The following is a 13,404-nucleotide window of genomic DNA, read 5'->3' as shown; positions in this document are numbered from 1 at the left end:
ATCATTCACAATATCAAAGGCTAATGTTAGATGAACTGGGTTTCTTTAGGCATTCTATTATTTGGGCTGTGCATGTTGAGCGCAGCACCCTCATCCGAGGCAAATACACCTATTCGGTTAGCTGGACCGGCTTCGGTGGTGAGTTATCCTATGATGGTGATGGCAGAGCAAAACGTGTTAGCCAATGCAGGCCACACTCTGGAATTTACGCTGTGGCGTAACCCCGAGCAACTTAGGGCGATGGTGCTCAGTGGGCAAGTAGATATTGCTGCTATGCCCAGTAATGTCGCTGCGACCTTTTATAATCAAGGCCATCAACTCATACTGATGAATATTTCTATTTGGAATATCTTATCGATCGTTAGTCGTGACCCAAATTTGACTCATTTTTCGCAGCTAAAAGGGCAAGAAATCGTGGTGCCCTTTAAAAATGATATGCCTGCCATTTTGATGAATAAACTCGTGCGTCACCACTTTGGCGAAGAGTCAAAGACAGTCAACATACGCTATAGCCGTTCAGTAATGGATGCTGCTCATTTACTCCTGTCTGGCCAAGTCCAGCATGCACTATTAGTTGAGCCTATAGCGGCGTTAGTTATTCATCAAAGCCAACAAACCGCCCAACCACAATTAAAACGCAGCCTAAATATCAGTGAGTTGTGGCGCGAGGGTTTTCCACATAGCCCTAAATTACCCCAAGCTGGGCTGGTGGCAAATACAAGTGTAAATAACAATCCCGAACTACTGAGCACTGTCAACCTTGCGTATCAGCAAGCGGCGTCTTGGTGTAAAGCGAATGCCGGTGCCTGTGCAAATATCGTCAAAAAGCAGCTACCTAACATGCCTGTTGCGGTGCTCATTGATGCCATTCACGCCACTGACTTGAATGTGATGACGTCGCACGATATTCAAAATGAGATTGAAGCGTTTTATCAAATTTTATTAGCGGCACAACCAGAAAAAATTGGCAATAAACTGCCTGATGCAGGTTTTTATTTATGAATCAGCGTTCCTCCAAGTGGATGTCTTTATTTGGCTTAGCGTTTGTTCTGCTGCTGTGGCAATGGTTAGCAACCGTTTTAAGCCCAATGATTTTATCTTCGTTTCATCACAGTGCTGAACAGCTAGTTAAATTGTTAGGTACTCAACAGTTTTGGGCAACGTTAGCCACCTCACTTTGGCGTTTAGTTTGGGCGCTCAGTTTTGCTGCCTTGATTGGATTTATCTTAGGGGTGTTATCTGGGCGTAGACCGGCCTTGAAATACTTTTTAGAGCCGATCCGTTGGAGCTTAATGAGCGTACCGCCAGTGATTGTTGTGTTGTTAGCCATGCTTTGGTTTGGAATGGGCGATCAGATGGTGGTTTTTATTGTGGTTTTACTGCTTGCGCCAAGTATTTACATCCACACCCAAAAGGGAGTCGAGCAAATTGAGCCGCAATGGCTTGAGCTTGCCAAGGTGTATCGGTTTTCAGTGTGGCAGCGGGTAACAAAAATTTATATTCCGGCAATTTCAGCTCCGCTGTGCATCGCTATGGTGACTATTTGCTGCAGTGGAGTGCGGATATTAGTGCTAGCCGAAGTGTTAGGCGCGCATGAGGGGATAGGTTACGAGTTAGCGAATGCGCGCAGTCATTTTGCGATGAATGAGCTTTATGCGTGGGTACTCGTGTGTTTGTTGCTGGTGGCTTGTTTGGAGTTTTGTTTGCTGCGCCCATTACAGTGTTATTTATTGAGGTGGCGACAATGTTAGGACTCGCAGTGAATAACCTTTGTTATGGCTACGGTGATCATACTGTGTTTGAACAGCTTACTTTTCGGCTTGAGCCAGGGCAAAGAATGGCGTTATTTGGGCCAAGTGGTATTGGAAAATCCACGTTATTGAAGTTAATCGCACAGATCTACGCGCCCAAACAAGGTCAGATCCAGAACCAGTTCAAACGTATGGCCTTTGTTTTTCAAGAGCCTCGTCTGTTGCCTTGGCTAACGGTTAGGCAAAACATTGATGAAGTTATGAAAGCACATCAGTTTTCATGCTCTGCCCGACAATCAAGAATCCAAACTTTGTTAAGTACAATGCAATTACAAAACTGTATTGATCATTACCCTCATCAATTGTCTGGAGGCATGGCGCAGCGGGTGTCATTGGCCAGAGCATTAAGTATTGAGCCGCAGCTATTGCTCTTAGATGAGCCGATGAGTGGGTTAGATCAATCAATCAAAGACCAGCTTAGCGCTTATTTGCAATGCCATTTAAGCCCCGACGTGGCGATGATTTACACCAGCCACCAGCCAGCGGATGCTTGGTCACTGTGCAATCGTGCCATGGTAATTAAAGGTGCGAACCAGTGTTTTCAGTTTACCGACTACCAGCAATACCAACAATTTATTCAAGAAAAATCCCTTAGGAGTGTGAGCTAATGCCATATCCCGTGTTATTGACTGTGCACATTTTTGCTGCTGTTACTTTTATCGGCATTGTCTTTTTTGAAGTGCTGATTTTAGAGTCTATCCGGAAAAAATTACCGGCCGAGATCATGTTGCAAGTTCAAACGGCGATTACCACCCGAGCACGTAAAATCATGCCATTTGTGATGTTGTTTTTGTTTAGTTCAGGGGTGCTGATGGCGCTTCAACACTTCCCTGATTTTCGCTTGTTGCTAAGTAGCGCATTTGGTCAGCTGCTCAGCATTAAAATGCTCTTAGCTACCAGTGTGCTGATGCACTTTTTTACAGCCATGTATCTGTCTAAAAAGGGAAAGATGGGCTGTAACCGTTTCAAATATATTCATTTAAGTGTGTTTTGCCACCAGGTGTTAATCATCTTTTTGGCAAAAAACATGTTTTATATCTCTTGGTAATCACAGGATTGTATTTATATGTTGTCTCAGTCATCAAAGTTTAACGTTTCGTTGCTCACAGCCAGCTTAGTAATGGCAAATATGAGCTTTAGCGCATATGCCGATGCAGTGAAAAATATTGAAAAAATAGAAGTGAATGGGCAGGCTTCAAGCCTTACAGAGTCACGTTTTCAAGCTGTAGAGCAGGAGTTACAAACCATTGCGGGGGGCGTAAATTTAATTGATTTATCGGCGCTTCAAGGGCGCCAAGCGACGCTACAAGATGCACTTGGTTTTGCGCCTGGGGTGATGATGCAAAGCTTTTTTGGCGGCAATGATCAACCTAGGCTCAATATTCGTGGTTCGGGTGTACAAAGTAACCCTGTTAACCGCGGTATTCAATTGTTAGACAACGGCTTACCGCTTAATCAGGCTGATGGTAGTTTTATTATCGGGCTGGTAGATACAAAATCGTCAGATTTAATTTCTGTTTATAGAGGGGCTAATGGCTTGCGTTATGGTGCGACAACACTCGGCGGCGCGATTAACTTTTTAAGTAAAAATGGCGAAGCCGCGCCCTCAGCACGAGTAGAATATGGCAGTGATGAACGAGTTGGGTTCCAAGGTCAATATGGGTATGCTGATCAAGGTCGTGATTTTTTTGTTAGTCTAAGTACCGATAAATATGACGGGTATCGTCACCATAGTGGCTCTGATAGGCAAAGTGTGTCTGCTAATTTTGGTGTCGAGCTCAATGAGCAAGTACAAAACCGAACTTTTTTACAGTGGACAGATAATCAATTTGATATTCCATTTGTAGTCCCTAAATCGCGAGCTTTGTCGGATCCGACCCTTGTATTAGGAGATGGCACGACTCCATTAGATAAATTGCTTAACGTTTATGTACGTGACCCACATCGTGATTCGCAGCTGGCGCGTATTTCGAATAAAACAGAATTTCATGTTGGTCAATCAGAGCATGAACTTGGGGTGTTTTATCAGCAAGTAGCCGATACATTTGCAGATCCGCTTAAACATAGCATAACCGATAGCATCGACATTGGGCTTGAATATGCTTTTCATCACCAAAGCCAAGCGATCAGTCAAAACGACCAATGGTTAGTGGCAGTCTCTGCGAATAAAAGTAATTTAGATCGTCAATATCGCGCTACACATGGCCAAACGGGCGAGCTGCTACCTGCATTTGCAATGCTTAATTTGCAGGCGAGCAATCAAATCATCGCGGCGCAGTGGTTAGCTGAAATTGATGAGCATTGGCAGGTTGTGAGCGCTGTGCAGTGGGTCAACAGCGACCGAGATATACAAGAAAACCTCCCCACAGGTGACACCTTAAGCAACAATTATCAATACCTAAACCCTAAAATAGGGGTTAATTATCAAGCTTCACCCAGTATTCGGCTCTATGGCAACATCAGCCAAACAGCCGAAGCGCCAACATTTTGGGAGTTAGTTGAGGCTAACGTGAGTCCTAAAAATGCCGCGGCCGCTACAATTACATTAAATGCTTTATCAGAGCAGCGCTCAACTACGTTTGAATTTGGTAGCCAAGGCTCTGCTGCAGTTTTTCAGTGGGATATATCGGCGTATCGCAGCGAAATAGAAGATGAGATTATTTCAGTGGTCAGTGATTTTGCCGTCAATGGTCAAACAATTAATTACTCAGATAACACCATTCATCAGGGGGTTGAGGCGCAATTATTGGCCTGTTTAGGACATGATTTATTCCAAACCGCGGATCGCATTGATTTAAAGTGGGTGCATAACTATAACGATTTTTATTTTTCCGGTGGGGAATATGAAGGTAATCAAATCGCGGGTTTACCTAAACATTCAAGCCAGCTAGAAATTGCTTATCAAGCGGCGAATGGGTTTTATATTGCCCCGGCGATTCAATGGCAGCCACAAGAAACAGCCATCGATCACGCAAATAGCCAATTTCAGGATGCGTTTACGCTAGTGTCGTTAAAAATGGCGTATCAAATGAGTCCAACTCTGAACATTTATGCGGATATTGAAAACCTGACAGATCGCGTTTATCAGTCATCGTATGTTATTCGAGGATTATCTAAACCTAATCAGCCGAGTTTTTTACCGGGGATAGGGCGCAGCATTAGTTTGGGAGTCAATTACCAGTGGTAGGCACCCAGATCCCGGACCACTTCATCCATTATAAAACCAGTGACACGTTTTCTGAGCATTCCATTCCTAAAACCTTGTTGCACCGACACAACACAAAGGTAGGGGTGTTTGGCAAAATCTGTGTACTCGAAGGTTCACTGCGCTACATCGGTTTTGTGAGCAAACGTGGTGAAATAGAACAAGAACAGATACTTAACGCTGGTCAAAGCTGGGTATGTGCACCGCAGTATTGGCATCAGGTTGAATTGTTGACGGACAATACTCGTTTTTATATTGAATTTTACGCGGCTAAATAAGCGCTTTGTTTTATTTAAATTTTAATGACACAGAAGGAATATAACATGTTGAAAAAAATCACATTGGGCTTGGTTGCTGCGGTTGCATTGTCACATGCGGCATCGAGTCAAGCTTATGAATCCGAGGTTGTAGAGACTTCTTTTTATCGTTTTGAAGTGCCACAAGGCGCGACTACGAATTATGTGAGTGAGGACAATTATTGGCGTGCGGTTAACTACTTAAAACGAAATATTATGACGGTGGTGCCTGAAGGGTTTCCGATCCCACCAGAGTTAATGGTTAATTTAACCAACTTTATTTCACCGATAGTGCGCATTAAACAAGATACGGTCACGAGTTATGCTTTTTCTATTTTACCGCCAGTGCCAGGTGGATCACGAGATCAGCTCATTGCAAAGTTTTTTACCCCAGATGTCATCGGTAAAAGTGCAAGTAAAAACCAACACTTAAAAGTACGCTTGCATAAAGAGGCGGGCTCAGGAAACAGCGTTATTATTTTGCTCTCGGTAGGTGAAGAATACGCACTCAGAACCCCAGAGATGGATCAACTCTCTAATAGTTTTGAAGCGAGAACACCCACACAAGATAAGCTGTGGCAATGTATTTTTAATCCGGTGGCGTGTCGTTAATCACCCTTAAAAAGATACAACTTAGCTTTAAATACAGATAAGTTGTATCGCCGTTATTACTTGATTCGGCTGATTAAGTTGCGCATCACTTTTAGGAACCGCTGAACAGCCGTGTTACTAAACAATGAAAACAATGCAGTGTAAGGCTGCTTTTGTATTTGCTGTGAGGTAAAAGGTCGCGGCATTTTTCCCCCCGCCGCATTTAAAAATAGCTGCTTAATATGTTCATTACGCGTAGCTTGAATGTTTTTACGATGACTTTCTTGAGCTGCTGTGCGCCAATCTTGTTGCTTGATTGCCTGATGTAATTTGGGCCATTTGTGCTGTAAATTTGTCGTCCCAACATTGTAGGCTAAATCAAACAAAGCAATTTGTACTGAACTGGGCAAGTGTTCAAAATCACAACTGTAACCACGGCTACGTTGAAATACATACCGTAACTCTTGATGGAACCCTTTTAAGTGCAGCTGATGAATGTCATTGATGGCGGCTTCAGGTAAATAAAGCTGGCAAAATGCAGCATACCAGTCGGCTTTATAGCCAACTGGCTTTTGTTTTATAGCTTGGTACTCGGCGATTTTTTGTTGTTTAGTTGCAGGCTGGCCATCTGTGATGCATACCATCGGCAAATGTAAAAAGACATCAAGACTGGCGACACAATGCCCAATTCCTATAGTTGGGTAGCCTTGGCAGTCAAGGTAAAGGTGGTTGGTTTTTCCCTCAAAGAGGATGAGGTTATCGGCGACACATTGACGAACGGCAAAGTTGAGAGGCATAACACGCATGAAAGAGATAATATCTGACTATTTTAATTGAGAGCGTGCACGGAAAAACTGGATTTGCGCTGAGATAGCGAACATCAGCGATGAAATGCGTCAATATGAGGCTATTAAAAGCAAGGTGTTTAGAGAATGAACAACTTGTTTTAGGTCGCTATTCATGGCAGTTTGTTTTCTAAGCACATTTATTTAAGGGAATATTGAATGCAGTTCATAATGCAAAGGGTTGATGCATTGACCCACACGCGACTTAACGGCCGTTTTGCTGCCCTTATTCTTTTCGGCAATGGACTATCTCCTTTAATTAACCTGTTTTTTGAGTTGAAAACTAAATGAACACACACTTTATTATTGCTGGCAGCTTAAGTGCGGTGGCTGCGTTATTGCATTTAGGCTGTATTTATTTTGGCGCAGCTTGGTACCGGTTTTTTGGTGCGGGTGAGCAGATGGCGCAGTGGGCTGAAATGGGGCTCTTAAAACCGACATTGATAACTTTGTTTATTTTTAGTGTATTGAGCGGATGGGCTGCCTATGCGTTTTCTGCTGCAGGCTTAATTATGCGCCTCCCTCTATTACGAACCGCCCTGATTTTAATCACCGCAGTGTATTTAATTCGAGGAATCGCAGGGTTTTTCTTCGTTTCTACACCGATGGGAAGAAGCCCTGAATTTTGGCTGTGGAGCTCTGGAATTTGCTTAGTAATTGGTATTATTCACAGCTTTGCACTCATTCAAGCTTGGCCACAATTGGCCTCTGCTTCATCTTCACAATAACAACAAGGCAGCAAAATGACTCAAACACAACTTACAGGCACTTTTCAGGTTACCAATTGGCAAGAAACCCCTTACAGCGAAAGTGATACAGGTGCGAAACAAAGTTTGGCGATTATTACCCAGCAATACACGGGTGATTGGCAAGGCGCCAGTGAACTACGCTATTTAATGAATTATCAGCCTGATGGTACCGCGCAGTTTGTTGGTTTTGAAACGTTTAGTGGCACTATAAATGGCCAAACCGGCACCTTAGTATTGCAACACCAAGGGCTATTTGTCGCGGGTGTGGCAAGCTCTACGTTTAGCATAATTGTAGGCTCTGGCACGGATGAGATGGCTGCTTTAAAAGGTTCGGGCTCTTTTACCACCGCAGAGCATGGCCAAGCCAATTATCAATTTTCTCTTGGCTAATATTTAAGTAAAAACGGCCGTCGATGAGGGAAGATCGCCCTCATCAAATACAGTTACATTTGTTTAAATAGGTGTTGGTAACTGCGGCTCACATTAATACGGACTGGCTGAACGGTTTTAGATGTTTGTTTCAAATAAACAAACAGATAACCCGAAAAATCGCGTTCAACTTTTGCTATTTGGCTAACACGCACAATGCAATTACGGTGCACTCGCCAAAACATATCAGGATCGAGTTGTTCAACTAAGCTGGTGATAGTGGTTTTGATTAAATATTTTTCCTCATCGCAGCTAACCGTTGTGTATTTGTCTTCAGCCAGAAAATAGTCAACCTCGGCAATATCAATCATATGAACTACTTTGTTTTTACTGGCTCTAATCCATTTTAGCTGCATTGAGGGGCTAGTGGTTGGCATGACTTTTTCGAGCAATGCGAGTAACTTTTGTTGCTCAGAGTTGTGATTTTCTTCCGGATCTTGGAGCTGTTTTTTGGCCAGTTGGCTTTTTAATCTTTGAATGGTCTTAATGAGCCTTTCTTCTTCGATAGGTTTTAATAAGTAATCAATGGCTTGATTTTCAAATGCTTCAACAGCATGTTGGTCGTAGGCGGTGGTAAAAACCACTTGCGGTGTTTGATCTAATTCGACAAAGCGTTTACACAAACTAATGCCATCGAGTGCTGGCATGCGAATATCTAAAAACGCGATATCAGGCTGGGTCTCTTTGACCTTTTGCCATGCATCTTCGCCATCACTGGCTTGTGCAACTATGGTTAACTCAGGCCAAAGATCGCCGAGTAAATGAGTTAAATGACGGCGTAATAACGGTTCATCATCTGCAATGAGCGCTGTGTAAACTTGTGACATTAATGGGTACCTCCATATAAACCTTGACCCCATTATCAAGGTACGAGAACGAGAAATTCGCCGCATCACCATACAATTTACTGAGGCGATCTTGAATGTTTTGTAGGCCAATATTATGGCCTTTATGTGAGTGTGATTCGTGCTTTTGGCAGTCATTGTAAATGGTAAACTGCAGTTTATTTTCATGCACTTTTATCGTTAAGCTTAATAAACCGCCATTTTTTAACGGTTCAATACCATGTACCACTGCATTTTCAATTAGAGGCTGCAGTAACATCGGGGGCAACAACATGGTATCGCTGAGCTTTTCTGAAATATCAAACTGGGTCTGCAGCCGATCGCCCAAACGAATTTGTTGGATGGCTAAATAAGCATGGTTAAATTTGAGTTCTTGATTAATGGTCAGCCATTCATCGCGGGTGCGAGTGAGGCTTTGGCGTAATAATGAAGTAAGAGCACTGAGCATTTTACTGGCTGTTTTTGGCTCGATAGTAATGAGCGCTTGGATATTAGCCAAAGTATTAAATAAAAAGTGCGGCTCAATTTGTGACTGTAATAAACGCAATTGGGTTTCGAGTAGTTTTTTATCTTGTTCAGAGCGCTCAAGCGCTGCTTTATCTAGTGCTTGTTGCAATAAATATGACTGCTCATTGCGATAATAAAGATAACTTATGAGCGCGGTAATCACTGTGGTGATCAGCATGATATTGATATACGCATCAACGGGTAAATTGAGGGTTTTGATTTGAAACTGCTTGCTGAGCCAAGCGGGAATGGACGCGCACAATGTTATGGCAAACAAAGAGGCTATCGCATACTGGATAGGGAGCGGTATGTTTGGAAAATACCGAGTTAACATTATTTTACTATAACGAATAGTAAACCCCATGGTGATAGCAATGCTGACAGATAACCAAAGATAGGCAGATAAATCGATTACAAATAAGAGTGTGCCAATTAAACAGCATAGCACTAATAATTTAAGATCTTTTAGTCGTTCTGGGTGTAACTGCACAGTCAGATTCCTGCTAAAACATTCATCGTGAATAATTCCTTGTTCCTTGCATAGTACTTTGTTTTTCATTTGATTTTAACAATAAATTGACATGGTTCATTTCGCCTTTGGCTGTCTTCGTTCAATTGATGAATGGGGTGAGTAACTCACCCTGTTGATTTTTATTCTGCAAGCAACTGCTCGAGATCGCTGCGAATTAAAATTTGCGGATTAAACAGCTTTTCAGGGATATTCATCGCCTCAGTGTGGCGATAATGAATGACGGTTTTGTTATCGGTTTTCATTTGATCATGTAAGGTCATCGCTACCACACGAGTTTCGCCATCACGTTCGCCTCGGGTAAAGGTGGCGGTTTTAGCGAGCATGCCAGAGCGCAGGTATAAATCGGCGCTCATCGGAAATGAATCTTGGCGGTTTAGGGTTAGCTCAATTTTTTGGTAGCTGGCGGCATCGGTTTTTGCTTCAAGAGTAAAATGATGTGTTGCATCAGTGTGTTGCTGCGCAGCCACTTGATAGTGTTTGCTCCAGCTTAATGTTGCAATGTCACCAAGCGCCGCATCACCGAGTAGTTTTTGCATAGGGGTAATGCGAATGGGGCGGCGGCTTTTTGGCATAAACATCCAAAAATCTTTGCCTTTCATTAATACTTTTTGTCCTGCATCAGCTGGCGATTGAAACACTACTAAAGAGCGGTCTTGCGTGCCTGCAAATACTTTATAAAGGCGGGTTTTTTGTAGTTGTTCGGCTTTAAAAACTTCGACCTCACAGTTAATCACCGCCGATTCGTTTTTAACACGATATTGTTCTGCTTTTTCTAAAATTTGCAACGTATCAAGTGGTGCGGCTGCTACTGTGTTGATAGCGAGAGTGCCGATACTTAATAGGCCAATGGTGAATAAGGTGCGCAGGCGTGCTTTTTTAGTTAATTGACTGAAAAACATAATTTTATCCTTTAATGTGAGGGTGTTTGGCGCATGATTAAACATGAGCCAATGCATCCGTAATATTTTTATTACAACCAGTATTCGCTGCTTTTAAGGCTGCTAACATACAAATCACGGTTAAAACGAGGCTGGTGGCAATGGCAAGTGGCCATGAGAACTCAATCATTAACGGGTAGCCTTGGCTGCTCCCTGGTGGTGGTGGCATCTCTAAACCAAAAACCAATAATGCCCAAGTCGTGACACCCGATAACACCACACCTAACACCGCACCCATCAGGCCAATAATGCAGGACTCTAACGCGAAGTTGCGGATGATTTCGCTTTTGTAGCTACCCATTGCGGCAATCGTGCCAATTTCACGAGTACGTTCAGCGACTGTCATGCCCATGGTGTTAGAGATGGAGAAAAACACCACCAAAATCATAATGAAACCGAGTAAACCAAAGATACGATTATATAAATCACGTACTGATTGATAATAAAATGCACGTTGCCACCAAGGCGTGAATAACAGTGAACTATCACGGGCTGCATAGTCGTTTAATTTGCTTTGGGTTTTTTCAATATCAAATAAATACACAGCTAAGCTGCTCACTTTGTCGGTATTAATCAGCGATTTTGCACTTTCAATGTCGATATACAGTTGGCGTTTATCAAGGTCGGGCACACCCGTGGTATAAATGCCTTTTACGCTAAAGTCATAGGCATTTAAGGCGCCTTCAGTGGTGGTGCTGAGTAAGGTGATCACGTCACCCACTTTTACTTTTAAGCTGCGGGCTAACCCTTGTGCTAAGACAACTTGGGGTAAATCTGTTTCATTAATAAAGCTTGATAAGGCGCTGCCTTCGAGCATATTCAAAAATGGCCCTTTGACTCTAAACTCGTGCGCTTCAACCCCTAAGCCAATAAAAATAGCGCTTTTATCGCCGTTCGACACTAAACCATTAAAGTTAATCCGAGGTAAAACCGCTTTTACTTCGTCATCGGCGAGCATTTGGTCACGAATGCTTTCAAACCCGGCTAGGCCAAATTCCATCGGTGCATCTTCTTCCTCGGTATAGAACTTTGGGTGGCTAATGGTCATGTTGCCTTCATCACGCGCGGCTTTTTCGGCCAATGAGTGATAGGTAAATAACGCAAAACCGCTGCTGGTTAAAATGGCTGTCATGGCAATAGCCGTGACTAAAATGGTGAAAAATGAACGGCGACCATTACGCAATACGTTCAAAAAAGCATAGTTTAACCAAAGCATAACGCCTCCGAAGTGTGGTTGTCTGAAACTGGGTGTAAAGGTGTGGTGGTTTGCTCAACAATGTTGCCATCACTTAAGGTTAAAATTCGGTCGCAGCGCTCTGTCATACGGTGATCGTGTGTTGCAATTAAAAAGGTGCAGCCGAGTTGTTTACCTAAATTTCGCATTAAATCAATCACTAAGTGTGCTGTTTCAGTATCAAGATTAGCCGTTGGTTCATCGGCAATAATCAGTGCAGGTTCTTTTACTAAGGCGCGAGCAATCGCTACACGCTGTTGTTGCCCTCCCGATAATTGGTCGGGACGTTGCTTGGCAAATTTAGCTAAACCAACGGCTTCAATCATTTTTGCGACGCGTTGGTAACGCTCGCTTTTGCTGATGCCTAACATTAATAATGGATATTCTATATTTTCGAATGCAGTCATCACTGGAATTAAGTTATAGCGCTGAAAAATAAAGCCTATTTTTTCACGGCGTAATTGGGTTAATGCTTTTTTATTGTGCGGTACCAGCTGGTTGTCGAGGTAAATTTTACCTTGATACTGCGGATCTAACAGGCCGCAGATATTAAGCAGGGTTGATTTACCGCTGCCAGAAGGACCGCATAACGCCACGGTGGTTCCTTTTTCAATCTGGCCTTGTACGCTTTTCAAAGCGTGAACCTGATTGTGAGCAGTACAATAAGATTTAGTTAACTCTTCAAAGCGTAACATGGCTATTCTCCTGCTTGGGCGAGTTCAGTGTTTTGCGCTTTAAATTTCTCAAGCACTGCAATGTGTGGGCCTTGTGGGGCAATGGCGTTTACTTGTTCAATAAAGGCTAAGGCTTGGCTGGTATTGTTTGCTTCGGTTGCCGCTTCAATGGCGCATAAATAAGCACCGACTTTGGCGCGTGCTGGTGCATAGGTAAACTCTGGTGCGCTGACTAAACCTTGAATTAAACCGTAGCCTTGCTCAAAACGATTAAACATTTTTGGTACTTTTATAAAGGTGCAAGCCGCAGTCGTGGTGACTTGAAATGTCACATTCGGTGCTGTATCAGCGCGTTTTAATAAATTGAGTGATTTGTCTAAATGCGCTAAGCCTTTTTCAGCAAATTTCATTTTTTGCCAAGGTTGGTCAACATAACGTGCTTGTGCTGTTTCACTACTGCCTAACAGTGAGTACAACACGGCATCGGTCGTGTCTTCTTTAGCTAAAATTTGTAATGCATCAATTGCGTCTTTATTGGCATTGGCATCGCCGTTTAAGCCAGCAGTGTGTTGCATAATAATTTGCTCTGGAATTTCGACTGCAACACTGGCGAAAGAGAGGCTAATAGCGGCAGTTAAAATTGAAAGGGAGATTGTTTTTTTCATTGTTCGTGTCCTGTTGATTTAGATGTAAACCACGTTTTGTCGTGGTGTTATTTCTGTTGATGAAGTAAGCATAAGAGGAAATG

The 13,404-nt window shown here is 42.9% G+C and carries 16 protein-coding genes; 9 read left to right on the top strand and 7 right to left on the bottom strand.

Annotation, left to right across the window (positions count from 1 at the left end; all coding sequences use genetic code 11):
* Positions 1–30 precede the first annotated feature (30 nt).
* From AC3KVK_RS16420 to AC3KVK_RS16390, 7 genes are read left to right on the top strand one after another with little or no spacing between them, the layout of a single operon-like run.
* A complete protein-coding gene (locus AC3KVK_RS16420) occupies positions 31–1,002 on the top strand; it encodes an ABC transporter substrate-binding protein (protein ID WP_490311297.1) in 972 nt (323 codons plus the stop codon).
* Positions 999–1,751 carry an ABC transporter permease gene (locus AC3KVK_RS16415; RefSeq protein ID WP_490311298.1) on the top strand — a complete coding sequence of 251 codons (753 nt, stop codon included), beginning with the start codon at positions 999–1,001 and terminating at the stop codon, positions 1,749–1,751. The genes AC3KVK_RS16420 and AC3KVK_RS16415 overlap by 4 nt, the downstream gene beginning before the upstream one ends.
* On the top strand, positions 1,745–2,419 hold the full coding sequence (locus AC3KVK_RS16410) for an ATP-binding cassette domain-containing protein (protein ID WP_490311299.1): 675 nt from the start codon (positions 1,745–1,747) through the stop codon (positions 2,417–2,419). The genes AC3KVK_RS16415 and AC3KVK_RS16410 overlap by 7 nt, the downstream gene beginning before the upstream one ends.
* Complete coding sequence (locus AC3KVK_RS16405) at positions 2,419–2,859, top strand: CopD family copper resistance protein (protein WP_490311300.1); 441 nt, start codon at positions 2,419–2,421, stop codon at positions 2,857–2,859. The genes AC3KVK_RS16410 and AC3KVK_RS16405 overlap by 1 nt, the downstream gene beginning before the upstream one ends.
* An 18-nt stretch (positions 2,860–2,877) precedes the next feature.
* The gene (locus AC3KVK_RS16400; protein WP_490311301.1) at positions 2,878–4,998 is read left to right on the top strand and encodes a TonB-dependent receptor family protein; all 2,121 of its coding nucleotides are present in this window, start codon (positions 2,878–2,880) and stop codon (positions 4,996–4,998) included.
* The gene (locus AC3KVK_RS16395; protein WP_490311302.1) at positions 4,992–5,294 is read left to right on the top strand and encodes a TehB family protein; all 303 of its coding nucleotides are present in this window, start codon (positions 4,992–4,994) and stop codon (positions 5,292–5,294) included. The genes AC3KVK_RS16400 and AC3KVK_RS16395 overlap by 7 nt, the downstream gene beginning before the upstream one ends.
* A gap of 45 nt (positions 5,295–5,339) precedes the next feature.
* A complete protein-coding gene (locus tag AC3KVK_RS16390) occupies positions 5,340–5,924 on the top strand; it encodes a hypothetical protein (RefSeq protein WP_490311303.1) in 585 nt (194 codons plus the stop codon).
* A 56-nt stretch (positions 5,925–5,980) separates the two neighbouring features.
* On the opposite strand, the gene AC3KVK_RS16385 is transcribed toward AC3KVK_RS16390, so the two are convergent.
* Positions 5,981–6,700, bottom strand: coding sequence for a lysozyme family protein (locus AC3KVK_RS16385; protein WP_490311304.1), 720 nt, complete (start codon positions 6,698–6,700; stop codon positions 5,981–5,983).
* A gap of 335 nt (positions 6,701–7,035) precedes the next feature.
* Between AC3KVK_RS16385 and AC3KVK_RS16380 the strand changes: the two genes are divergently transcribed.
* Both AC3KVK_RS16380 and AC3KVK_RS16375 read left to right on the top strand, forming a co-directional pair.
* Positions 7,036–7,476, top strand: coding sequence for a hypothetical protein (locus AC3KVK_RS16380; RefSeq protein WP_490311305.1), 441 nt, complete (start codon positions 7,036–7,038; stop codon positions 7,474–7,476).
* 15 nt (positions 7,477–7,491) lie between these two features.
* Positions 7,492–7,887 (top strand): DUF3224 domain-containing protein, encoded by a 396-nt coding sequence (locus tag AC3KVK_RS16375; RefSeq protein ID WP_490311306.1) that lies wholly within the window; start codon positions 7,492–7,494, stop codon positions 7,885–7,887.
* A gap of 53 nt (positions 7,888–7,940) precedes the next feature.
* Here AC3KVK_RS16375 and AC3KVK_RS16370 read toward each other — a convergent pair whose 3' ends face one another.
* The 6 genes from AC3KVK_RS16370 to AC3KVK_RS16345 all read right to left on the bottom strand — a co-directional run bounded on the left by AC3KVK_RS16370 (position 7,941) and on the right by AC3KVK_RS16345 (position 13,321).
* Positions 7,941–8,753: a LytR/AlgR family response regulator transcription factor gene (locus AC3KVK_RS16370; protein ID WP_490311307.1), complete on the bottom strand. Its 813-nt coding sequence runs from the start codon at positions 8,751–8,753 to the stop codon at positions 7,941–7,943.
* Entirely contained in the window at positions 8,719–9,768 is a 1,050-nt protein-coding gene (locus AC3KVK_RS16365) for a sensor histidine kinase (protein WP_490311308.1), read from the bottom strand. The genes AC3KVK_RS16370 and AC3KVK_RS16365 overlap by 35 nt, the downstream gene beginning before the upstream one ends.
* A gap of 161 nt (positions 9,769–9,929) precedes the next feature.
* Positions 9,930–10,709, bottom strand: a complete 780-nt coding sequence (locus AC3KVK_RS16360) for an outer membrane lipoprotein-sorting protein (RefSeq protein WP_490311309.1) — start codon at positions 10,707–10,709, stop codon at positions 9,930–9,932.
* A 37-nt stretch (positions 10,710–10,746) separates the two neighbouring features.
* A complete protein-coding gene (locus AC3KVK_RS16355; RefSeq protein ID WP_490311310.1) occupies positions 10,747–11,964 on the bottom strand; it encodes an ABC transporter permease in 1,218 nt (405 codons plus the stop codon).
* Positions 11,952–12,677, bottom strand: coding sequence for an ABC transporter ATP-binding protein (locus AC3KVK_RS16350; RefSeq protein ID WP_490311311.1), 726 nt, complete (start codon positions 12,675–12,677; stop codon positions 11,952–11,954). The genes AC3KVK_RS16355 and AC3KVK_RS16350 overlap by 13 nt, the downstream gene beginning before the upstream one ends.
* Before the next feature lie 2 nt (positions 12,678–12,679).
* On the bottom strand, positions 12,680–13,321 hold the full coding sequence (locus tag AC3KVK_RS16345) for a hypothetical protein (protein ID WP_490311312.1): 642 nt from the start codon (positions 13,319–13,321) through the stop codon (positions 12,680–12,682).
* Between the last annotated feature and the right edge of the window lie 83 nt (positions 13,322–13,404).

It is taken from the genome of Pseudoalteromonas sp. J2K-J979, assembly GCF_058169715.2.
Note: the sequence above shows the minus strand (reverse complement) of the source record. Positions and strands in the feature narration are given on the sequence as shown.

Coding starts and splice junctions, on each gene's coding strand:
- AC3KVK_RS16385 (WP_490311304.1), bottom strand. CDS start 6,700: ATGCCTCTCAACTTTGCCGTTCGTCAATGTGTCGCCGATAACCTCATC.
- AC3KVK_RS16350 (WP_490311311.1), bottom strand. CDS start 12,677: ATGTTACGCTTTGAAGAGTTAACTAAATCTTATTGTACTGCTCACAAT.
- AC3KVK_RS16390 (WP_490311303.1), top strand. CDS start 5,340: ATGTTGAAAAAAATCACATTGGGCTTGGTTGCTGCGGTTGCATTGTCA.
- AC3KVK_RS16420 (WP_490311297.1), top strand. CDS start 31: ATGAACTGGGTTTCTTTAGGCATTCTATTATTTGGGCTGTGCATGTTG.
- AC3KVK_RS16410 (WP_490311299.1), top strand. CDS start 1,745: ATGTTAGGACTCGCAGTGAATAACCTTTGTTATGGCTACGGTGATCAT.
- AC3KVK_RS16400 (WP_490311301.1), top strand. CDS start 2,878: ATGTTGTCTCAGTCATCAAAGTTTAACGTTTCGTTGCTCACAGCCAGC.
- AC3KVK_RS16360 (WP_490311309.1), bottom strand. CDS start 10,709: ATGTTTTTCAGTCAATTAACTAAAAAAGCACGCCTGCGCACCTTATTC.
- AC3KVK_RS16380 (WP_490311305.1), top strand. CDS start 7,036: ATGAACACACACTTTATTATTGCTGGCAGCTTAAGTGCGGTGGCTGCG.
- AC3KVK_RS16405 (WP_490311300.1), top strand. CDS start 2,419: ATGCCATATCCCGTGTTATTGACTGTGCACATTTTTGCTGCTGTTACT.
- AC3KVK_RS16355 (WP_490311310.1), bottom strand. CDS start 11,964: ATGCTTTGGTTAAACTATGCTTTTTTGAACGTATTGCGTAATGGTCGC.
- AC3KVK_RS16345 (WP_490311312.1), bottom strand. CDS start 13,321: ATGAAAAAAACAATCTCCCTTTCAATTTTAACTGCCGCTATTAGCCTC.
- AC3KVK_RS16415 (WP_490311298.1), top strand. CDS start 999: ATGAATCAGCGTTCCTCCAAGTGGATGTCTTTATTTGGCTTAGCGTTT.
- AC3KVK_RS16375 (WP_490311306.1), top strand. CDS start 7,492: ATGACTCAAACACAACTTACAGGCACTTTTCAGGTTACCAATTGGCAA.
- AC3KVK_RS16370 (WP_490311307.1), bottom strand. CDS start 8,753: ATGTCACAAGTTTACACAGCGCTCATTGCAGATGATGAACCGTTATTA.